This is a genomic window from Rhizobium sp. ZW T2_16 (assembly GCF_044987325.1).
GTDB lineage: Bacteria > Pseudomonadota > Alphaproteobacteria > Rhizobiales > Rhizobiaceae > Neorhizobium > Neorhizobium cellulosilyticum.
The window spans coordinates 110503-127229 of sequence record NZ_JBJDRG010000010.1; the positions used below are offsets into that span (position 1 = coordinate 110503).

Genomic DNA, 16727 nt, shown 5'->3' on the forward strand with positions numbered 1-16727 from the left:
CGTTCAGCATTGTGGACGGCCGCCAGCAGACGGCGGTCGGCCACCCGAAAATCGGATACCGAAATGATCTGCTTCATACCAACGCTCTCGGCTGCACAGGCCCGGGAGATGATCGAGACATCGAAGTCCAAGGCGACCGCCTTGAATGTCCCATGTTCGATCGCAGTCATTGGTCCGGACGGCTACCTCCTTGCCTTCGATCGCCAAGATGGAGCCATGGCGGGATCCGTTGAACTGGCGATCAACAAAGCGTTCACCGCTCAGATCTTCAACAACGCGACTGACAGGCTGAGCGTGTTGGCTCAACCGGGTGCTGAGCTCTTCGGAATTCAGCATTCCCACAATGGTCGCGTGGTCGTGTTCGGAGGAGGCATTCCTATCCAATTCCAGGGGCAGGCGATCGGCGCGATCGGCGTTAGCGGCGGCACTGTCGCAGAAGATGTGGCCATCGCGGAGGCTGGCGCTGGAATTCTGGCCGACCTTCTCGTCCCCGGTCGCGCCTAGGCCGACCAATGGGCTGAAGCCAAATAGAATTCGGCCCCGATAATCCAAACCTGTCGCGAACGCCCATGTCCGCGGCTTGACCCTTCATCACGCATCGTAGCGCCCGATTTCAACCGAAGTTGTTTCGGGATCGGACAACTGCGCGCTCAATTTCCCCTCCGATCACCATGATTTCAAAAGGATACGCGAAATGAAACTCCTGAACTCCCTCATCTCGGCCGTGGCCGTCTTCGCAATTACAGCAAGTGTCGCCCTTCCCGCGGCTGCGGCAGACTTCAAGGCCAAGACCGTTGTCCTCGTTCACGGCGCATTTGCCGATGGTTCGTCTTGGAACAAGGTCATCCCGCTTCTGAAAAAGGCCGGATTGAAGGTCGTGGCTGTCCAGAACCCGTTGGACACCTTGGAAAACGACGTCGCTTTCACCGACCGGGCCATTGCCGATGCTGAAGGCCCGGTTGTGTTGGTCGGTCACTCCTACGGTGGCGCCGTCATCACGCAGGCAGGCATCAACCCGAAGGTTCATTCACTGGTGTATGTCGCGGCTTACGCGCCTGAAGTCGGCCAGTCGGTCCTCGATACGCAAAAGCCATATCCGGATGCGCCCGGCAGACCGTTCATCGTGAAGGACGATGCAGGCTATCTGAAATTCACCGACGAAGGCGTGTTCCATTATTTCGCGGCCGACCTGCCGCGCCCTGAACAGGAACTGATCGCGGCGACCCAGGGTGCGTTCGGCGTCAAGGCAATCTCGACCCCGGTGACCCAGGCGGCCTGGCATACGGTTCGTTCCTTCGAGGTCGTGTCGACCGAGGACAAGATCATCCAGCCGCAGCTGCAGCGAGATCAGGTCAAGCGCCTCAAGGCGACTGCCGTCGAGGTGGCTGCCAGCCATGTCGTCATGCTGTCGCACCCGGACGTGGTGGCGAAGCTGATCCTCGAGGCTGCGAAGTAACTCCAATGTCATGGTGGGTCGTTTTCGTCTCGGCCCGCCATGCCCATCAATCTGCTTCTCGCCTTGGAGATCCCCGATGACGCATATTCTTTCCACCCGCCCGTTAGCCCACTATCGTCTTCGAGTTATCGAGATCGATGCTGCTACGGCAGAGGTTCCGGCACCACTCGCCCGCCCGGCGCTTTCGTTCGCCGCCACCGTCGCTGCGATTGTGCTGGTCGCCATCGATCTTCGTCCGGGGATCGTTTCGATCGGACCCTTGCTGCCACATATTCGTCAAGAGTTTGGGATGTCCAACGCTGAGGCATCCCTGCTGACAGCCATTCCTGCAATGCTGATGGGTTTGCTGGCGTTTCCCACTCCTTGGCTGGCCCACCGATTTGGCCGCGACAGGGTTATTCTGACCGCGCTGATTGTCCTCATGCTGACGACAATCCTGCGCGCCCTCTCCGGCTCCGTCGTTATGCTTCTGGCTTCCACTGTAGGAGTAGGAGCGGGGATTGCGATCGCAGGTGCATTAATCCCAGGCTTCGCAAAGAAGAGTTTTCCGAAGCAGGCAGCGGTTCTAATGGGGATCTACGCATCTTCACTGGGCCTCGGTAGCACGCTTGCGGCCGGCCTGACCGAGCCGCTTGCAAATCTGGGCGGAGGCTGGAGGTTCGCTGACGGTATCCTTGCAATTCCCTCCCTCACGGCCATAGCCGCTTGGATTGTTGTCTCCACTGCTGAAGGTAGAACACGGGCGCTCGTCAAAGAAACCTCACCATCGGCGCGACGCGGCCTGCCCACCGCCAATCCTGTTGCGTGGCTGATCGCCCTCTACTTTGCTGCCAACAATATCCTGTTTTTCGGGTACGTCTCATGGACAGCACCGATATTCAGAGAACTCGGCATGAGTGCCACTGCGGCAGGGCTCCTGCTGGCAGGTTTCACTGCTGCGTTCATGGTGGCGAATCCATTGGCTGGAGTGATCAGCCGCGATGAAGACCGTCGCATCGTGATCGCCCTGTTTGCGGCACTGGCGCTTGCGGGGGCGGCTGCCGTCGCGATTTCGCCGACGCTGCTGCCTTTCCTTTTTATCCCGATGATTGCGTTCGGTATCGGCGGATCCTTCACGCTCGCGATGATCCTGCCCCTCGACAATGCAGCCGATGCACAGGACGCCAACACATGGACGGCGTTCGTGATGGGGATTGGCTATTCTGCCGGGGCACTTGGCCCCCTGCTCCTGGGGATCCTTCGTGACAGCACCGGCGACTTCAGGCTCCCTCTCTGGATCCTCTCTGTTGTGGCGCTCTTGATGTTTGCTCTCTCACCTTTCCTGCAGCCGCATCACCACCGTCGCGTGCAAGCATAATATTTTCATCCAAGTTGCTGGCCTGGGCCCGCATCAAACGGCTGCCTCGCGGCTGGCCATAACCCCACCAAACTCAAGGAAAAGATCATGATCAAAGACAAAGTCGTTCTCATCACCGGCGCCAGCACAGGCATCGGAGCGGAGGTCGCCAGAACTCTGGCGGCAAGGGGCGCAAAGGTAGCGATTGCCGCAAGGCGCCAAGACAAGCTCGATGAAGTCCGAGCCGAAATCGCAGCGCAGGGCGGGGACATCCGGGTGTACGTGATGGATGTAACCGACAAGCATCAGGTCAAGGCTGTCGTCGAGACCGTGGTTCAAGACTTCGGCCGCCTCGATGTCATCATCAACAATGCGGGCATTATGCCGATCCGGCCGATGTCCGAAGTCAACACGGACGAGTGGGACGCGATGATCGACGTGAACATCAAAGGCACCCTCTATGGGATCGCCGCTGCCTTGCCCTTGTTCCTCGCGCAGCAGAGCGGTCATATCATCAACCTGAGCTCCGTCGCGGGCATCAAAGTCTTTGCGCCGGGCGGTACCGTCTATTCCGGCACGAAGTTCGCGGTCAGCGCGATCTCGGAGGGGCTGCGCATGGAGGTCGGAAGTGCCGTACGCGTCACGTCGATCGAACCGGGCGCCGTTGAGAGCGATCTGAAGCTAGGAACGACCGGCACCGCGCGCGACACGGTGCACGGTTTCTACGAACAGGCCATCCCGGCATCGTCCGTGGCACGTGCGATTGCCTTTGCAATCGAGCAGCCTAACGATGTCGATATCAATGCGATTGTGATCCGTCCCACAGTGCAGGAATTCTAGTCAACTTGGGTTAGGGCGAGATCGATTCTCGCCCGAGCCTAGTGTTGAATCTCGAAAGCTGACGGCAGCGTCACACATATTCGGCGACACGGAAGCACAAAGATGAAACACTGTAAGGTGTCACAACTGTCATCCCCCATACGGTTGTAATAGGGGGCGACTGTTCGTGTCCCTTCAAGAGCACAGTACCTTGTACACTTGGGAATTAAGGTTGCTGCGACGAGATCCTAACGTAGCACTCGGATCTCGTCGATGCGATGCAAACGTTGCATTACTGCGCGAAAACGCTGCCAAAATCCTTGAAGCCTTTGACCTCGATGGGGTTTCCGCTCGGATCGAAGAAGAACATGGTGCGCTGTTCACCGGGCTCGCCTTCGAAGCGGACGACCGGCGGAATGTCGAAAGCGATGCCGCCACTCTGGAGGCGTTCGGCAAGTGTGAACCACTCGTCGAGTGGCAGGATGACACCGAGATGGGGCATCATCACCATGTGGTCGCCAACCTTGCCGGTGCGCGTCGTCTCGAACGGCTTGCCGAGATGAAGCGAAATCTGATGGCCGTAGAAGTCGAAATCGACCCAGGTATCGGTGCTGCGGCCTTCGGTGCAGCCCAGCACGTCGCCGTAGAAGCGGCGACAGTCATCGAGGTTCTTGACGTGATAGGCGAGGTGAAAAAGCGAGCGCATAGGGTGTCCCTTCAAGATTAACGTCCAAGCTCTAGCCTGCTTTCAGAAAAACATTTAATGCCTTTTTCTCTCTCCGAGCGTAAGGAAATGTTTTGGATATTCGGTTTATCGAGAGCCTGCTTGCCGTGATCGAAACCGGTTCGATCGCTGCGGCTGCGCGACGCCAGAACCTGACACCGGCTGCGGTCAGCCAAAGGGTGCAGACGCTTGAAACGTTACTCGGCAGTGCGTTGCTTGCCCGCGGTGCACATTCGGCAAGGCCGACCGAGACCTGTCTGGCGCTGATGCCGCGAATGCGCCATCTGATCGCCGAAGCGAAGGTGCTTATCGCCGAAGCGGCGGGTGGTGAATTGAGTGGCGAACTTGCCATCGGCGCGATCTCGACGGCCCTGACGGGGATGATGCCGACGGTGCTCAAAAAGTTTGCGGGCACGGCGCCGGATCTGCGGCTGAAGATCAGTCCCGGTACGTCGGACATGCTTTACGAAGCGGTGCTGTCCAGTGAACTTGACGCCGCGATTTTGGTGAAGCCGCCATTCGCGATCCCGAAGTCGTTGCGCATACATGCGTTGCGCCGGGAACGCCTCATGCTTCTGTCCAAACATGCCGTCGATCCGAACGCAATAGGAATGACACTCATGGGCGAGCCCTATCTCCGTTACGATCCCGGTTCATGGGGAGGCCGGATGGCGGCTCTGTTCATCGAAGAACGCAATCTTCAGCCGGACATCTTCTGCGACCTCGACGGACTGGAGGCAATCGCCATTCTTGTAGCAAACGGTATCGGCAACTCCCTGGTGCCGGCATGGGCCGGCTTCCAGCCGCAGGGGCTTTTCGTCACCGAAGTCGATGACGATGGGCGCTACGACCGCGAGATCGTCCTCCTTCGGTCGTCGCAGCCGCGGCGGCCGAAAGCGCTTGATATTTTTCACAGGACGCTGGTCGAAACGATAGATTGACCAGTTTGGTCAGCGCGCCATCCAGCCGCCGTCGACCATGAGATTGTGGCCGGTCAGATAGGTCGCCTCATCGCTGGCGAGAAACAGTGCGGCGCGGGCGACGTCGATCGGCTTGCCGAGGCGGGGCAGCGGCGTGCGGCTTTCGGAATAGGCTAGCATATCGGGATCGACGGCGCGGCCACCCTTGCCGGTGAGGATCTTGCCGGGTGCGACTGCATTGCAGATGATGCTTTCATGGCCGTAGTCGGAGGCCACCTGCTTGGTCATGTAGACCATGCCCGCCTTGCTGACACCGTAGGCGAAATCGCCGGGTGCGGCGATCATGCCGTGCTGCGAGGTGATGTTGACGATACGGCCCCGCGCCTCGCCGATGATCTCCTGGGTCACCATCTGGCGTACGGCGGCGCGAAGGCAGAGATAGGCGCCCTTGAGGTTCACATCGGTGACGCGTTCCCACTCCGCCTCGTCGGTATCGACGAGCGAGGAGCCGCCGCGAATGACGGCATTGTTGACGAGGATATCGACGCGGCCATAACGACCGGCGACATCGTCGAACAGGGATTGGACGTCCGAGCCCTTGGAAATGTCCGTTTTGACGAAGATCGCCTTGTCGGTGACTTTGTTCAGCTCTTCCAGCACCGGTGTGCCGCCTTCGACGACGTCGGTCGTTACATCGGCTGCGATGACAGTTGCGCCTTCCTGTGCAAACAGGAGTGATATCGCACGCCCGATGCCCGAGGATGCGCCCGTGACGATCGCGGTTTTGCCGGTCAATCTCCCAGTCAATCTCATTGTCATGATCCTAGTGCCTGATGACCTGCTGCAGGAAGGTCTTCGTCCGCTCGTGCTGCGGAGAGGAGAAAAATTGTTCCGGCGTGTTGCGCTCGACGATCGTACCGCGATCCATGAAGATGACCTGGCCGGCGACCGATCGGGCAAAGCCCATTTCGTGTGTGACGCAAACCATGGTCATGCCTTCGCGAGCAAGCTCCACCATCACGTCAAGCACTTCCTTGATCATTTCCGGGTCAAGCGCCGAGGTCGGCTCGTCGAACAGCATGATCTGCGGCTCCATGCAGAGCGCTCGGGCGATGGCGACGCGCTGCTGCTGGCCGCCGGAAATCTGGGACGGCATCTTGTGTGCATGATCGGCGATGCGAACGCGCTCCAGGTAATGGCGAGCAAGCGCTTCCGCCTCGGAGCGCGTCTTGCCGCGGTTCTTCATCGGCGCGATCATCAGGTTCTGCAGGACCGTCAGATGCGGGAAGAGGTTGAAGTGCTGGAACACCATGCCGACTTCTTGGCGCACCTTGTCCAGATTGCGGGCGCTTGCGCCGATCGAAATCCCATCGACGGTGATCGAGCCGGTGTCAAAGGTCTCAAGCCCGTTGATGCAGCGGATGAGCGTCGACTTTCCGGAACCGGACGGACCGCAGATGACGATACGTTCGCCGCGCGCGACATCGAGATCGATGCCGTCCAGCGCCTTGAAGTTCGAATAGGATTTGGTGACGGCGCGCATCTCGATCACGGTGCGGCCGAGGTTGACGGTATTCATGCGCTGATCCTCTTCGGAAGCGGGTCAAAACGGGTAAGCCATTCGGCATGGTCGATGGCGGCGGTCTCGCCGCGATAATGGATGTGATAACCGGTGTCGGACGAGAGCCGCTCGATAGAGAGCGGCGCGCGATCCTGAGCCATAGTCACGGTGACGCTGGCCGCTTCGTGCGCGGCAGCAAGTGCCGCGCCATTCCCGCAGACGAGCGTCGAGAAGGCGTTTGCCCAATCGAGGACCGTTTCGCACGCACCTGCACCGATATTGTAGGTGGTGTGCTTCAAGCCACTGCCGGTGAGAAGTCCGGCGAGACCGGCCGCTGCGTCGCGGCTGTAGAGCCAGTCGCCAGCCAGCGGGCGAGCCAGCGTCGCGACAGAACCCTTGCGCCATTGCGACAGGATCTGCGCATGCGGGCTCAGCAGCGGACGAACGCCGGTGTGATATTCCCACGGGCCGAAAAGCGGGCCTATGCGCGCGATCCTCAGGTCGAAGCCGTAAAGCGATGCAAGGCGCAGCGCCGTGTCTTCCGCTGCGACCTTGGTGATGCCGTATAGGCTTGCCGGATTGGGGGAAAAGCTGCCCTCGGCTATCGGGCCGTCCTCGACATCAACATGACCATAGACGGCAACGCTGCTCGTCGCGACGATACGGGTCAGCTCCGGTGCGTGACGCAGCATCTTCAGGAGCGTCGCGGTGCCGCCGACATTGACGGTTATGATCCGCGCCGCCATTTCCCGCTCGGCTTCCAGGTTGGGCGTCATGGCGGCCAGATGCAGGACCGCCTGCGGCCTTGACTTTGCAATCGCCGCTCCGACATCCGCTTCGCAGCAGATATCGCCCAGTATGACGGCTACGCCGGCAAGTTCTTCCGCGTGCACGAAGGCATCCGGCATTCCGGCCGTGGCGAAGAGCGTCACGTCATGGCCGGCCTTGAGAAGTGCTTCAGCCGTTGCAAGACCGACAAAGCCGGTGCCGCCTGTAATCAGAATGCGCACGCGGTCACGCCTTTCCGATGATGGCTTTGCGCTCCAAGCGCGATACCCAATGGGAGAAGGGCCAGAGCATGATGAAGAAGATGACGGCGGCTGCGGTCAACGGCGTCGGATTGTAGGTCTGTTCCTGGGCAACGCGTGCTGAACGTAGCAGTTCTGGAAGGGCGACAAGCGAAGCGATCGACGTTGTCTTGACCAGTTCGAGCGAGTTGCTGGCGAGGGGCGCTACGACTTTGCGGACCGCCTGCGGCAGGATGATGTAGATCATGCCGCGGAACTTATGAAAGCCCAGCGCCGCCGCCGCTTCATGCTGACCCTTTGGGATCGACTCCAGGCCGGCGCGAAAGATTTCGCTGAAATAGCCGGTGTTGTTGATGACAAGCGCGACGACCACGGCGGTGAAGCTGCCGAGCGTTAGGCCGAAAAACGGCAGGCTATAATAGATCAGCACCAGAAGCACGAGGACCGGGAAAGCGCGCAGCAGGTCGATTAAGATAACCATCAGCTTGCGAACCCGCGCACCGGCGAAACTGTAGGTGACGGCGACGGTCAGGCCGGAGAGCAGCGACAGGGGCAGAGCGACGATCGCCAACAGCAATGTAAGCTGCAGGCCCTGCAGCAGCAGCGGATAGACGAGTTTCAGGGAGTCGATATTGGCAAAATTGAGTAGAAGAAGTTCCATGTCCGTTTCTCCTCAATGCGAAAATCGACGTTCCACATAGCGGCTGAAGGCCACCAGCGGGATGAAGAACAGAAGATAGAAAAAGGCGGCGAGCGTCAGCGGCGAGGGATTGGCCTTGATCGACATGATGCTCTGGGCGCTGCCGAGGGTTTCCTGCATCGAGACGGCGACGCCGAGTGCGGTGCCCTTGGTAATCGCTATCGACCGGTTGGTCACGAGCGGCAGCGCAAGCCGGACGGCCTGCGGCAGGATGATGAAAGCAAGTGTGCGCCAGGGCTTGAAGGCGAGCGCTGTCGCGGCCTCCCACTGTCCTTTCGGTACGGCAACGATCGACGCCCAGAATATTTCCGCAGCGAAAGCTGACAGCACGGCGGAAAGGCCGAAGACTGTTGCCAGGAAGGGAGACAGCGTGATGCCGAGATAGGGCAGGCCGAAATAGACGAATATGAGCACGACCAGCTGCGGCAGGGTCCGGAAGATCTCGATAAAGGTGGTGATCACCCCATCGATCACACGGTTGCGCAAACAGCGAAGCACTGCAAGTGCAAGACCGGTCACAAGACCGATGACGATGACGGCCAGCGACGCCTGGACCGTGACCCAGAAACCCGCCAGCACTTCGGGAAACGCCTCTTTGAGGATTTCCCAATTGAGATAGTTGTCGATAATTTTCTGCATCGCGCGCTCCCGAAAGAGGCCGCCGATCATTGATCAGCGGCTTCGGTTTCCGGACTTATTTGCAGGCAAGTTCATGCGGCGTGGCGTCGTAGCCGGTGAAGCCCGGAGCGCCATAGCCAGGATAGACCGTGCTGAGCGGGCTGTCGTGAGCCGGCTTCTCGTTGTACCACTTTTCGTAAAGGGCAACGAGCACGCCTTCCTGCTTCAGGCATTCGATCGCGTCTTCTACCTGATTGCGCAGCGCCACGTCTTCATTGCGGAAAGCATAGCCGAACTTGCGGCCGTCGAAATCCTTGAAGGCGACTTCGATCATCGGGTTTTTGCTCGCGGCATAGACCGTGGTCGGGATTTCGTTGAGTGCGCTGAAGGCGCGGCGCGTCAGAACGGCCTGGACGGAATCCGGGAATGTATCGTAACGCTGGACTTCAAAGCCGTATTTTTCGGCGTTGGCGGTCGCCCAGGTGTCCGACAGCGTGCCGCGGTTAACGGCGATCGCCTTGCCCTTCAGATCCTCGAAGCCGGCAATCTTGTTGCCCTTGGCGACGATGAAACCGTTGCCGGTTGCGAAGATCGGCTCGGCGAAGAGCATCTTCTCGCTGCGGTCCTTGGTGATGTTGAGCGGGTTGACGGTAATGTCGATGCGGCTGGCGAAGAGTGCCGCAAACAGACCCGAGAAGTTGACGTCGGTGATCTCGACCTTCGGGCGGCCGATCTTTTCACCAATGGCGTTGATCAGGTCGACGCCGAAGCCTTCGGGGCCGTTCGCGCCGCGCACCATCCACGGGGCAACGCCGAAGTCGGAACCGACGACAAGTGGTTTCGCGTCCTGGCCGGTGGCGGCCGATGCCATTGTCAGTGCCATGAGGCCGGCGATGGTAGAGAGAAGCATTTTCTTCATTTTTTAAGTTCCCCTTTTGTCGAACTATGCTTGCGGTTGATGGTAGCGATGCCAGTGGCGGGCGATATCGGAGCGGGTAGTGACCCACACGTCATCGCCGTGACGGGCAACGTATTCGAGAAACAGCTTGAGGCCCGAGGCGCGACCGGGATGACCGGCAATGCGCAGGTGCAGGCCGATAGACATCATCTTCGGTGCGGTTGTACCTTCTGCGATCAGCATGTCGAAGCTTTCGCGCAGCATGCGGAAGAAAGCCTCGCCGCTATCGATTGCGCCGCGCATGAATTTTGCGTCGTTATTAGTCAGGCTGTAAGGGACGACGAGGTGGCTCTTGCTGTTAACGTCGAGCCAATAGGGCAGCTCATCATTGTAGGCGTCGCTGTCATAAAGAAAACTGCCGTTTTCGCTAAGCAGTAAACGGGTGTTGGTGCTCGGTCCGTAGCGGCAATACCAGCCATCGGGTGCACGCCCCGTCGTCTGCTTGATCGACGCGACGGTGCGGGCTATGCGCTCGCGCTCCTCGTCGCGCGTCAATGCGCGGTGATGTTCCCAACGCCAGCCATGGGCACAGATATCGAAGAGTTCGCTGTCGCGCACATGGGCGGCAATTTTCGGGTTGCGCTCCAGTGCAAGGCCACACGCCATGATCGTCGCCGGCATCTCGCGCTCTTCGAACAGGCGGGCAATGCGCCAGTAACCGACGCGACTGCCATATTCGAACATCGATTCCGCCGCCAGATCACGGCCGGGAAAGCTGCCGGAAGCGCCTTCCGTCAGCGCGGATTCGGTGGCCGGGTCACCATCCTCGATCGAAGGCTCTGAGCCTTCCTCGACATTGATGACGAAATTTAGTGCCAGCTTCGCGCCGCCCGGCCATTTAGGATCGGGCGGCGTCGGGCCATAGCCCTCGAAATTGCGCTGCGGGTGCTTTGCCTGCATCAGACGAGTTCCTTGAAATCGACGTGGAAGGGCTTTTCCAGGGGCAGAAAGATATCCGTATCGGCGGCCGAGCGCTCCATCGCCATCGTCACCACGAATTCCGCAGGAAGATCGAGGACCGACATGCCGGCGTGCCAGACATTGCGACGATAAAGGATGCCCTGACCGGGTTCCGAAACGAAGGCGCGAAGATCCGACAGGTCCGGCCCACCATCTGCAAGCGTGGGGCAGACGACGATCAGCATGCGCTGGCCTGACAGCGGGAAGAAAGCCTGATCGGAATAGGGATGCCGCTCCATCTGTGAAATTTCAAAAGGAAACGAGATTGCTTCAGCGATCTTTGTCACCCAGAATGCTTGACCTAGGTCTTTCTGGCCTTTGAGCGGGAAGTAGTGGCGGCGATCACTGCCCCGATGGGCGATCACTTCACCGAACTCCGAAAAGGCTTCCGCGGAAAGTGGGCGGGCATGCAACTTCACAAGGGAACTCCGTCTGACGATGCGCTTTACCAGGTCTGAATACCTGTGGTATCCCAAGCGGATACACGTGGGATTTTTATCGGGAAAAAGTCCGATGTAAAGAGTTTCATTGCGTTGCAGCATAATTTGTTGCGAAAGGGTGCGGTGCCGGTCAATCGGCTGGAGTTCGGCGGGCGCCTGCAGTAACGAGGATAGTTGTGGAGTGCTTGACCGCACACGCTACCAGTTGGGAGACATCACATGGCCGAGGCCGCAGAAATCGTCAGGACCGCAGGCAAAAAGTCCGTCAACTTAACGGAACAGGCCTACCAGTATGTCCGCAGCCTCATCCTTGCACAGGAACTGAAGCCCGGCGAAGTGTTTACCGAGCGCGCTCTGGCGGATCAGTTGAACGCGTCGAGGACGCCGATGCGGGCTGCGATCAATCGCCTTGTGGGGGAGGGGTTGGTTGAACGCCTGTCCAATGGCACGATCGTGATCAAGCAAGTGGCAATCGAGGAACTGATGGACATCCTCATCATTCGGCGAATGCTGGAAGGCGAGGCCGCCGCACAGGCGGCACAGCGCCATGTGCCAGCAAGTGTTGATGCCATTCTTCTAAAGAGCCGGGAAGTCGTGGCCCATCCCCAAATGGAGCTGGAGCCGTTCTGGAAATACGACGACGAGTTCCATGAGTTTGTCGCGGAAGCCAGTGGCCGACCGGTGCTGAAACAGTATGTCCAAAACATCCGTCAGCGGGCGCGCATGTGCCATGTCGTGCGAATGGAAAAGAGTTTTGAACATCAGGCGGCCGAGCATATAGCCGTTCTGGAGGCCATTGCCGCCGGCGATGCTCCTCGTGCACGCGCGGCGATGGAAGCGCATGTCGACGGGGTAAAAGACCGTTTTGTTCGCTGGTATTTTGCTTAGCGACGTCGGCCCAACTGCTTCCAGATTTATACGCGGCATTGAGTTGTGATATCACTTCAACGCCAGTGTTTTCTCCAGGCCGCAGAGGCCGATGCCGCAATTGCTCTAAACCTGAACGCAAGTGATTTTATTGAATATAATATGAGGACCGTCTTCTAAAGACGATGCTGGCGGCAAAGCTGCGCCAGGAAAACTCATGGCTTCGAGAGCGGCTCCGACGTCGATAGCGGCGGGCTAATTGCAGCCAGCCTATTTGATCCTGTGAGTTGGTCGCCATTCCTTCGGCTAGATCGCTTCAATCCATGGGGCTCTTGCCGAAGGGCTCGATCGCTCGCTAACTCATTTCTTCGGAGCCGTTTTGGGCTTCGGTTGATACAGCCGTCGTTTGGCATTCGACCGAAGAGCATTCCGGAGATCCTTGTCGGTCATCGCAAGGTCGAACCATTCCGGATCGAAATGACCACCGCACCAGCGCATGGTCTCTTCGAACTCGGGATCACCCGGGTCGGCGATGATGTCGAGGAACCGCTCGTAACTAGACACGCCGCCAACATCTTCAGGCGGACGCGCTCTTTCGCCGGCGATACAGCTGCCCTGTTTCGGCGCAGTGGCGAGCGTCAAAAACTCTTCGATCGCAACCGTGTGCCGCCAGCCGTCCCCGAAATCATAGTGGTAGCGCAACACTGCGCCTTCCTCGAAATCCAGCAGCCGAACCTCTGTTTGATCGAAGACCCGAGGATCCTCGTCAGTCGCGTCTTCGGTCAGGATCTCGACGTCGCCATAGCGTAGACCGCCGATGCGAAATTCATAAAGGTGATAGTTCCACCAATTGAACGCGGCCTGTATGCCAAGGTGCAACTGTTCCAGGTTCCAATGGATCGGCAGGATCAAGCGGCGCCAGACGTCCGGATTGATCTCGTCGATGGAAACTCTGATCAGCGCGGCATTCGGAGTTTTGCACATAGTGCCGAGTGAACAAGTATGACAGTGACCCGTCAAGAGGTCCTTCGTGGCGACTTATCAAGCGATAGCTGTAAAGCTCTGATCTCAGCTGACCACGAGACCAATAGGCTAGCTGCCGCCTCAAACAAGCGGATACGCCGCATTGGCTAGCTGATGTTGCCCTCTGCCCACAAGGTCTTCAGCGCCTGAACCAAAGCTTCAGTGTCATAGGGTTTTCCGACGAAGGCCATCCGCTCTGTATCTGGGAACCGTGACCGCATCTGCTCTTCGCTATGTCCGCAGGCAACAACGATCGGCAGATCCGGTCTGAGATCGCAAATTTCGCTAGCCAAGAAATCGCAGGGGCGATCGGGAAGTCCAAGGTCGAGGACCACACCGTCGATCTGACCATCCAGGACGTGGAGGCGCTCCATCGCTTCGGTCGCAGACCCGGCCTCCTCAATCAGAAAACCCTGGTCTGCAAGGTTTTCCGCCATGACCATTCGGATCAGTGCCTCATCTTCCACAAACAGGATCCGGTGTTGACGCTGGCTACGAAAGCTTGGCCAGCATGCGGGCCAGGGCCGTTGGTGTATTGGCGATTTGGCCAAACGCGCGCGCGTCACCACGCCCACCGCCGTCAGCCAGCGACACCGCGATCGTCTCTTTATGAACATCCAAGCCGATGTGATAGTCTCGTCCATGGCCCGTCTCCTATGCATGAGGCTCTACGAGGGCATCGCTCTCGCAACCCTCGATACCTGCATATTGTGAGACGGGTCACCCGGTCCCAGGCGAACATTTAGTCTAGCGCATCCTGAGGTTCTTCCAGTCCCAAACCAGAAAGGAGGCTTTAATCGGCTTCCCGACGCACTCTAACCAGAATCGCTTCGATTTTGACGGGGATCACGGAGACACAGTGGAGATTTTTCGCGGTGTCGCTGACTTTGAGAGCTGAGTGTCCAAAGCTGAAAGATTGGATCGTAAGGAATGGTCCAAAGCGGTGAAAACTGAACCGACCTAGTACATGTGCCCTAATAGTAGCAGCGACTTAACTGGCCTAATTTGTGATTGGGATCACGTCGGCATCCATACCCTAGTCCGGGGCGGATTTTTCATTGGCAAGTGAACGTTTCCGTCGCCTCGTTTAGGGGGCGATGCGTGTGCGTAAATGTGTTATGAAAAATTCGGACTGACGTCGATCCCGTGTTCACATGAAAGGAAAAATTATGAACAATCCACATGTTGAAAACGCAAACAAAGACATGGCGATGTTTGAGCTCGACCCGAGCGAAATCGAGGCCGTCAGCGGTGGTATCTCTAACGATACGGGCTATGGAGCAGCGCTTGGGGCCGCCGGCGGATTCCTGGCGATGGGCGCTTTGGGCGCTGCGGCTCTGACCCCGGTCGGTATGGGAGTAATGCTCGGCGCATCGATCGTCTCTTCCGGCATGGCAATGTATTACGCTGCACAATGATCTGACGACAATCAGCGACGGCGGACGAAGACCGCCGTCGTTACCTACCGGCACAGGTCTATATGTGAGAGCCTCTGCGGCACCTACCCGGCCTATGGCGGACCTGTCGCCAACACTCCAGCACACATTTCGCCGCCGCTCCGTGAGGATGCCGCCAAAACGGGTCGCCAATGGCTCACCTCAATGTGATCACCGATAGAACACCAGTACTAATGGCTGGAAACATTTTTCGGTGAGACAGTCACAAGGGCAAATCTGGGGGGCAAATTGGCAATCAATCTGAAAAACGACATCAATACCGATCTGGCCCACGCCGTTCTACGGGTCACCTCGATCGTCTGCATGACGACTTACGGCGCCATTCTCGTCGGCACGGGGCTTGCTGATCCGGAAGATGGGAGGCTGATCTATCTCGGCATAGCAACCCTAATGACCTCGCTTCTTTTCCTTCTCTGGGTGGTGAAGTCCAGCTATGGCCAGGGTTGGCGACATTGGATCGCGATGCTCCACGATTATTCGGCTATGACAATTGCCATGGCGCTCGGGGGCGCCCCGTTTATGCCGATCTACGCATTTGCGCTTTGCACTGTCGTCGGCCATGGGCTTCGCTACGGACGTGAAGCGCTCTGGGGAGCAACCGCTATTCTGGTGGGGTCACTTCTCGTCACCATGAGCTTTAGCGACTACTGGCAGAAAAATGTCTATCTCGGCATTACGATGATCGTGACGACATTGATGCTGCCGATCTATGTAGGCATTCTCCTGAGCCGTCTGCAGACGGCCTATATTGCGGAAAAGGAACTCAGCCTTTCCAAATCGAAATTCCTTGCCCAGGCAAGCCACGATCTCAGGCAACCGATACACGCGATCAGCTTGTTCACGGCGTGTCTGCGTGATGCGGGGCTTGCTCGAAAGGAACTGGAGATGGTCGATAACATCGACCGCTCGCTCCAGGGCGTCTCCCGCCTGTTCAAATCGTTGCTGGATGTCTCGACGCTCGACAGCGGACGTGTTGTGCCGAAGTTCGAAAACATCGCGATTGCCGATATTGTGGAGGATGTCGTTCGGCAGAACTCGGAAAACGGGTTGCGAAATGGCTGTCAGATCCGGATCGTAAAATGCGGCCAGCGTGTCATCAGCGACCGCGCCTTGTTGACGACGATGCTGCAGAACATCGTCAACAACGCAATCAAATACGCCCCCGGTAAAACGATCCTTATCGGCTGTCGGCGTCAGGGCGTGACGCTGGCTTTATCCGTCGTTGATCAAGGGCCGGGGATTGAAGATAGCCACCAGGCCAGGGTCTTCGACGAATTTTACCAGGTCCGCGAACGCGGTGACCGTGACATCGAGGGCGTCGGGCTGGGGCTCTCCATTGTGTCGCGGCTTGCCAAGCTTCTGTCCTTGGAGGTCCATCTTACCTCTCACCGTGGGCGCGGAACGATGGTGAGCCTGTCGGGCATTCCCGTCGCGGCAGCTCCCACACCATCCGTCGGGCGTCCGCCGGCGCGCCCGACCGCCAGCGTCGAAGGGCTGCAGATCCTGTTGGTCGAGGATGATGAGGCGGTGTTAAACGCGACGGCAAGCCTTTTGCGCCGGTGGGGCTGCGAGGTAGAGGCCATGCAGGCGATCCCCGTACGCTCGATCTTTTGCGATCTTCTCATCACTGATTTCGATCTCGGCGGCAATGTCACCGGTTCGGACTGCATTGCGGAGGTCCGCCGATTGGCAGATTGGGATGTGCCGGCTGTCGTGATGAGCGGGCATGATGCGGCTCGTGTACGCGAAGACACTGGCGACGAGACGATCCCGATCTTGTCAAAACCGGTACGCCCGGCCGAGCTGAGGTCCGTCATCATGGCGGCCGCGATGGACGCGTCGGACCGCAGCTGAACGTCC

Annotated in this window: 19 protein-coding genes; 8 read left to right on the plus strand and 11 right to left on the minus strand. The window is 58.6% G+C overall.

The annotated features are described in order from the left end of the window. The first annotated feature begins 63 nt into the window (after positions 1-63). From ACI3K0_RS21225 to ACI3K0_RS21240, 4 genes are all read left to right on the plus strand, one after another. On the plus strand, positions 64-504 hold the full coding sequence (locus ACI3K0_RS21225) for a heme-binding protein (protein ID WP_404946197.1): 441 nt from the start codon (positions 64-66) through the stop codon (positions 502-504). Between the two features lie 190 nt (positions 505-694). Beyond that, complete coding sequence (locus ACI3K0_RS21230; protein ID WP_183687979.1) at positions 695-1456, plus strand: alpha/beta fold hydrolase; 762 nt, start codon at positions 695-697, stop codon at positions 1454-1456. Positions 1457-1532: 76 nt separating this feature from the next. After that, positions 1533-2813 (plus strand): CynX/NimT family MFS transporter, encoded by a 1281-nt coding sequence (locus ACI3K0_RS21235; RefSeq protein ID WP_206827352.1) that lies wholly within the window; start codon positions 1533-1535, stop codon positions 2811-2813. A gap of 87 nt (positions 2814-2900) precedes the next feature. Continuing rightward, positions 2901-3632 carry an SDR family oxidoreductase gene (locus ACI3K0_RS21240; RefSeq protein WP_404946198.1) on the plus strand — a complete coding sequence of 244 codons (732 nt, stop codon included), beginning with the start codon at positions 2901-2903 and terminating at the stop codon, positions 3630-3632. 271 nt (positions 3633-3903) lie between these two features. On the opposite strand, the gene ACI3K0_RS21245 is transcribed toward ACI3K0_RS21240, so the two are convergent. Further along, entirely contained in the window at positions 3904-4317 is a 414-nt protein-coding gene (locus ACI3K0_RS21245; protein WP_206827356.1) for a VOC family protein, read from the minus strand. 92 nt (positions 4318-4409) lie between these two features. Between ACI3K0_RS21245 and ACI3K0_RS21250 the strand changes: the two genes are divergently transcribed. Further along, positions 4410-5276 (plus strand): LysR family transcriptional regulator, encoded by an 867-nt coding sequence (locus ACI3K0_RS21250; RefSeq protein WP_206827357.1) that lies wholly within the window; start codon positions 4410-4412, stop codon positions 5274-5276. 9 nt (positions 5277-5285) lie between these two features. Here the strand turns inward: ACI3K0_RS21250 and ACI3K0_RS21255 are convergent, their stop codons facing one another. Genes ACI3K0_RS21255 through ACI3K0_RS21290 form a run of 8 tightly spaced genes read right to left on the minus strand, consistent with a single transcriptional unit; the run spans position 5286 to position 11499 of the window. Beyond that, positions 5286-6068 (minus strand): SDR family NAD(P)-dependent oxidoreductase, encoded by a 783-nt coding sequence (locus tag ACI3K0_RS21255; protein WP_404946199.1) that lies wholly within the window; start codon positions 6066-6068, stop codon positions 5286-5288. Positions 6069-6078: 10 nt separating this feature from the next. Further along, positions 6079-6834 (minus strand): amino acid ABC transporter ATP-binding protein, encoded by a 756-nt coding sequence (locus tag ACI3K0_RS21260; RefSeq protein ID WP_183688259.1) that lies wholly within the window; start codon positions 6832-6834, stop codon positions 6079-6081. Beyond that, entirely contained in the window at positions 6831-7826 is a 996-nt protein-coding gene (locus ACI3K0_RS21265) for an NAD-dependent epimerase/dehydratase family protein (RefSeq protein WP_404946200.1), read from the minus strand. Before ACI3K0_RS21265 ends, ACI3K0_RS21260 begins: the two co-directional genes overlap by 4 nt. 4 nt (positions 7827-7830) lie before the next feature. Continuing rightward, positions 7831-8505: an amino acid ABC transporter permease gene (locus ACI3K0_RS21270; RefSeq protein WP_148144961.1), complete on the minus strand. Its 675-nt coding sequence runs from the start codon at positions 8503-8505 to the stop codon at positions 7831-7833. Positions 8506-8517: 12 nt separating this feature from the next. Beyond that, a complete protein-coding gene (locus ACI3K0_RS21275) occupies positions 8518-9183 on the minus strand; it encodes an amino acid ABC transporter permease (RefSeq protein WP_404946201.1) in 666 nt (221 codons plus the stop codon). A gap of 55 nt (positions 9184-9238) precedes the next feature. Further along, on the minus strand, positions 9239-10081 hold the full coding sequence (locus ACI3K0_RS21280; RefSeq protein WP_404946202.1) for a substrate-binding periplasmic protein: 843 nt from the start codon (positions 10079-10081) through the stop codon (positions 9239-9241). A 24-nt stretch (positions 10082-10105) separates the two neighbouring features. Next, on the minus strand, positions 10106-11020 hold the full coding sequence (locus ACI3K0_RS21285) for a polysaccharide deacetylase family protein (RefSeq protein ID WP_404946203.1): 915 nt from the start codon (positions 11018-11020) through the stop codon (positions 10106-10108). Beyond that, on the minus strand, positions 11020-11499 hold the full coding sequence (locus ACI3K0_RS21290) for an ureidoglycolate lyase (protein ID WP_206827361.1): 480 nt from the start codon (positions 11497-11499) through the stop codon (positions 11020-11022). The genes ACI3K0_RS21285 and ACI3K0_RS21290 overlap by 1 nt, the downstream gene beginning before the upstream one ends. Before the next feature lie 240 nt (positions 11500-11739). Between ACI3K0_RS21290 and ACI3K0_RS21295 the strand changes: the two genes are divergently transcribed. Beyond that, positions 11740-12408, plus strand: coding sequence for a GntR family transcriptional regulator (locus ACI3K0_RS21295; protein WP_148144965.1), 669 nt, complete (start codon positions 11740-11742; stop codon positions 12406-12408). Between the two features lie 339 nt (positions 12409-12747). Here ACI3K0_RS21295 and ACI3K0_RS21300 read toward each other — a convergent pair whose 3' ends face one another. Together ACI3K0_RS21300 and ACI3K0_RS21305 are read right to left on the minus strand one after the other, a co-directional pair. Next, positions 12748-13371, minus strand: coding sequence for a plasmid pRiA4b ORF-3 family protein (locus ACI3K0_RS21300; RefSeq protein ID WP_404946204.1), 624 nt, complete (start codon positions 13369-13371; stop codon positions 12748-12750). A gap of 146 nt (positions 13372-13517) precedes the next feature. Beyond that, positions 13518-13877: a response regulator gene (locus tag ACI3K0_RS21305; RefSeq protein ID WP_404946224.1), complete on the minus strand. Its 360-nt coding sequence runs from the start codon at positions 13875-13877 to the stop codon at positions 13518-13520. Between the two features lie 702 nt (positions 13878-14579). Here ACI3K0_RS21305 and ACI3K0_RS21310 point away from each other — a divergent pair. Both ACI3K0_RS21310 and ACI3K0_RS21315 read left to right on the plus strand, forming a co-directional pair. After that, complete coding sequence (locus ACI3K0_RS21310; protein WP_206827363.1) at positions 14580-14828, plus strand: hypothetical protein; 249 nt, start codon at positions 14580-14582, stop codon at positions 14826-14828. Between the two features lie 267 nt (positions 14829-15095). Continuing rightward, positions 15096-16721, plus strand: a complete 1626-nt coding sequence (locus tag ACI3K0_RS21315; protein WP_286194908.1) for a hybrid sensor histidine kinase/response regulator — start codon at positions 15096-15098, stop codon at positions 16719-16721. Positions 16722-16727: the final 6 nt, after the last annotated feature.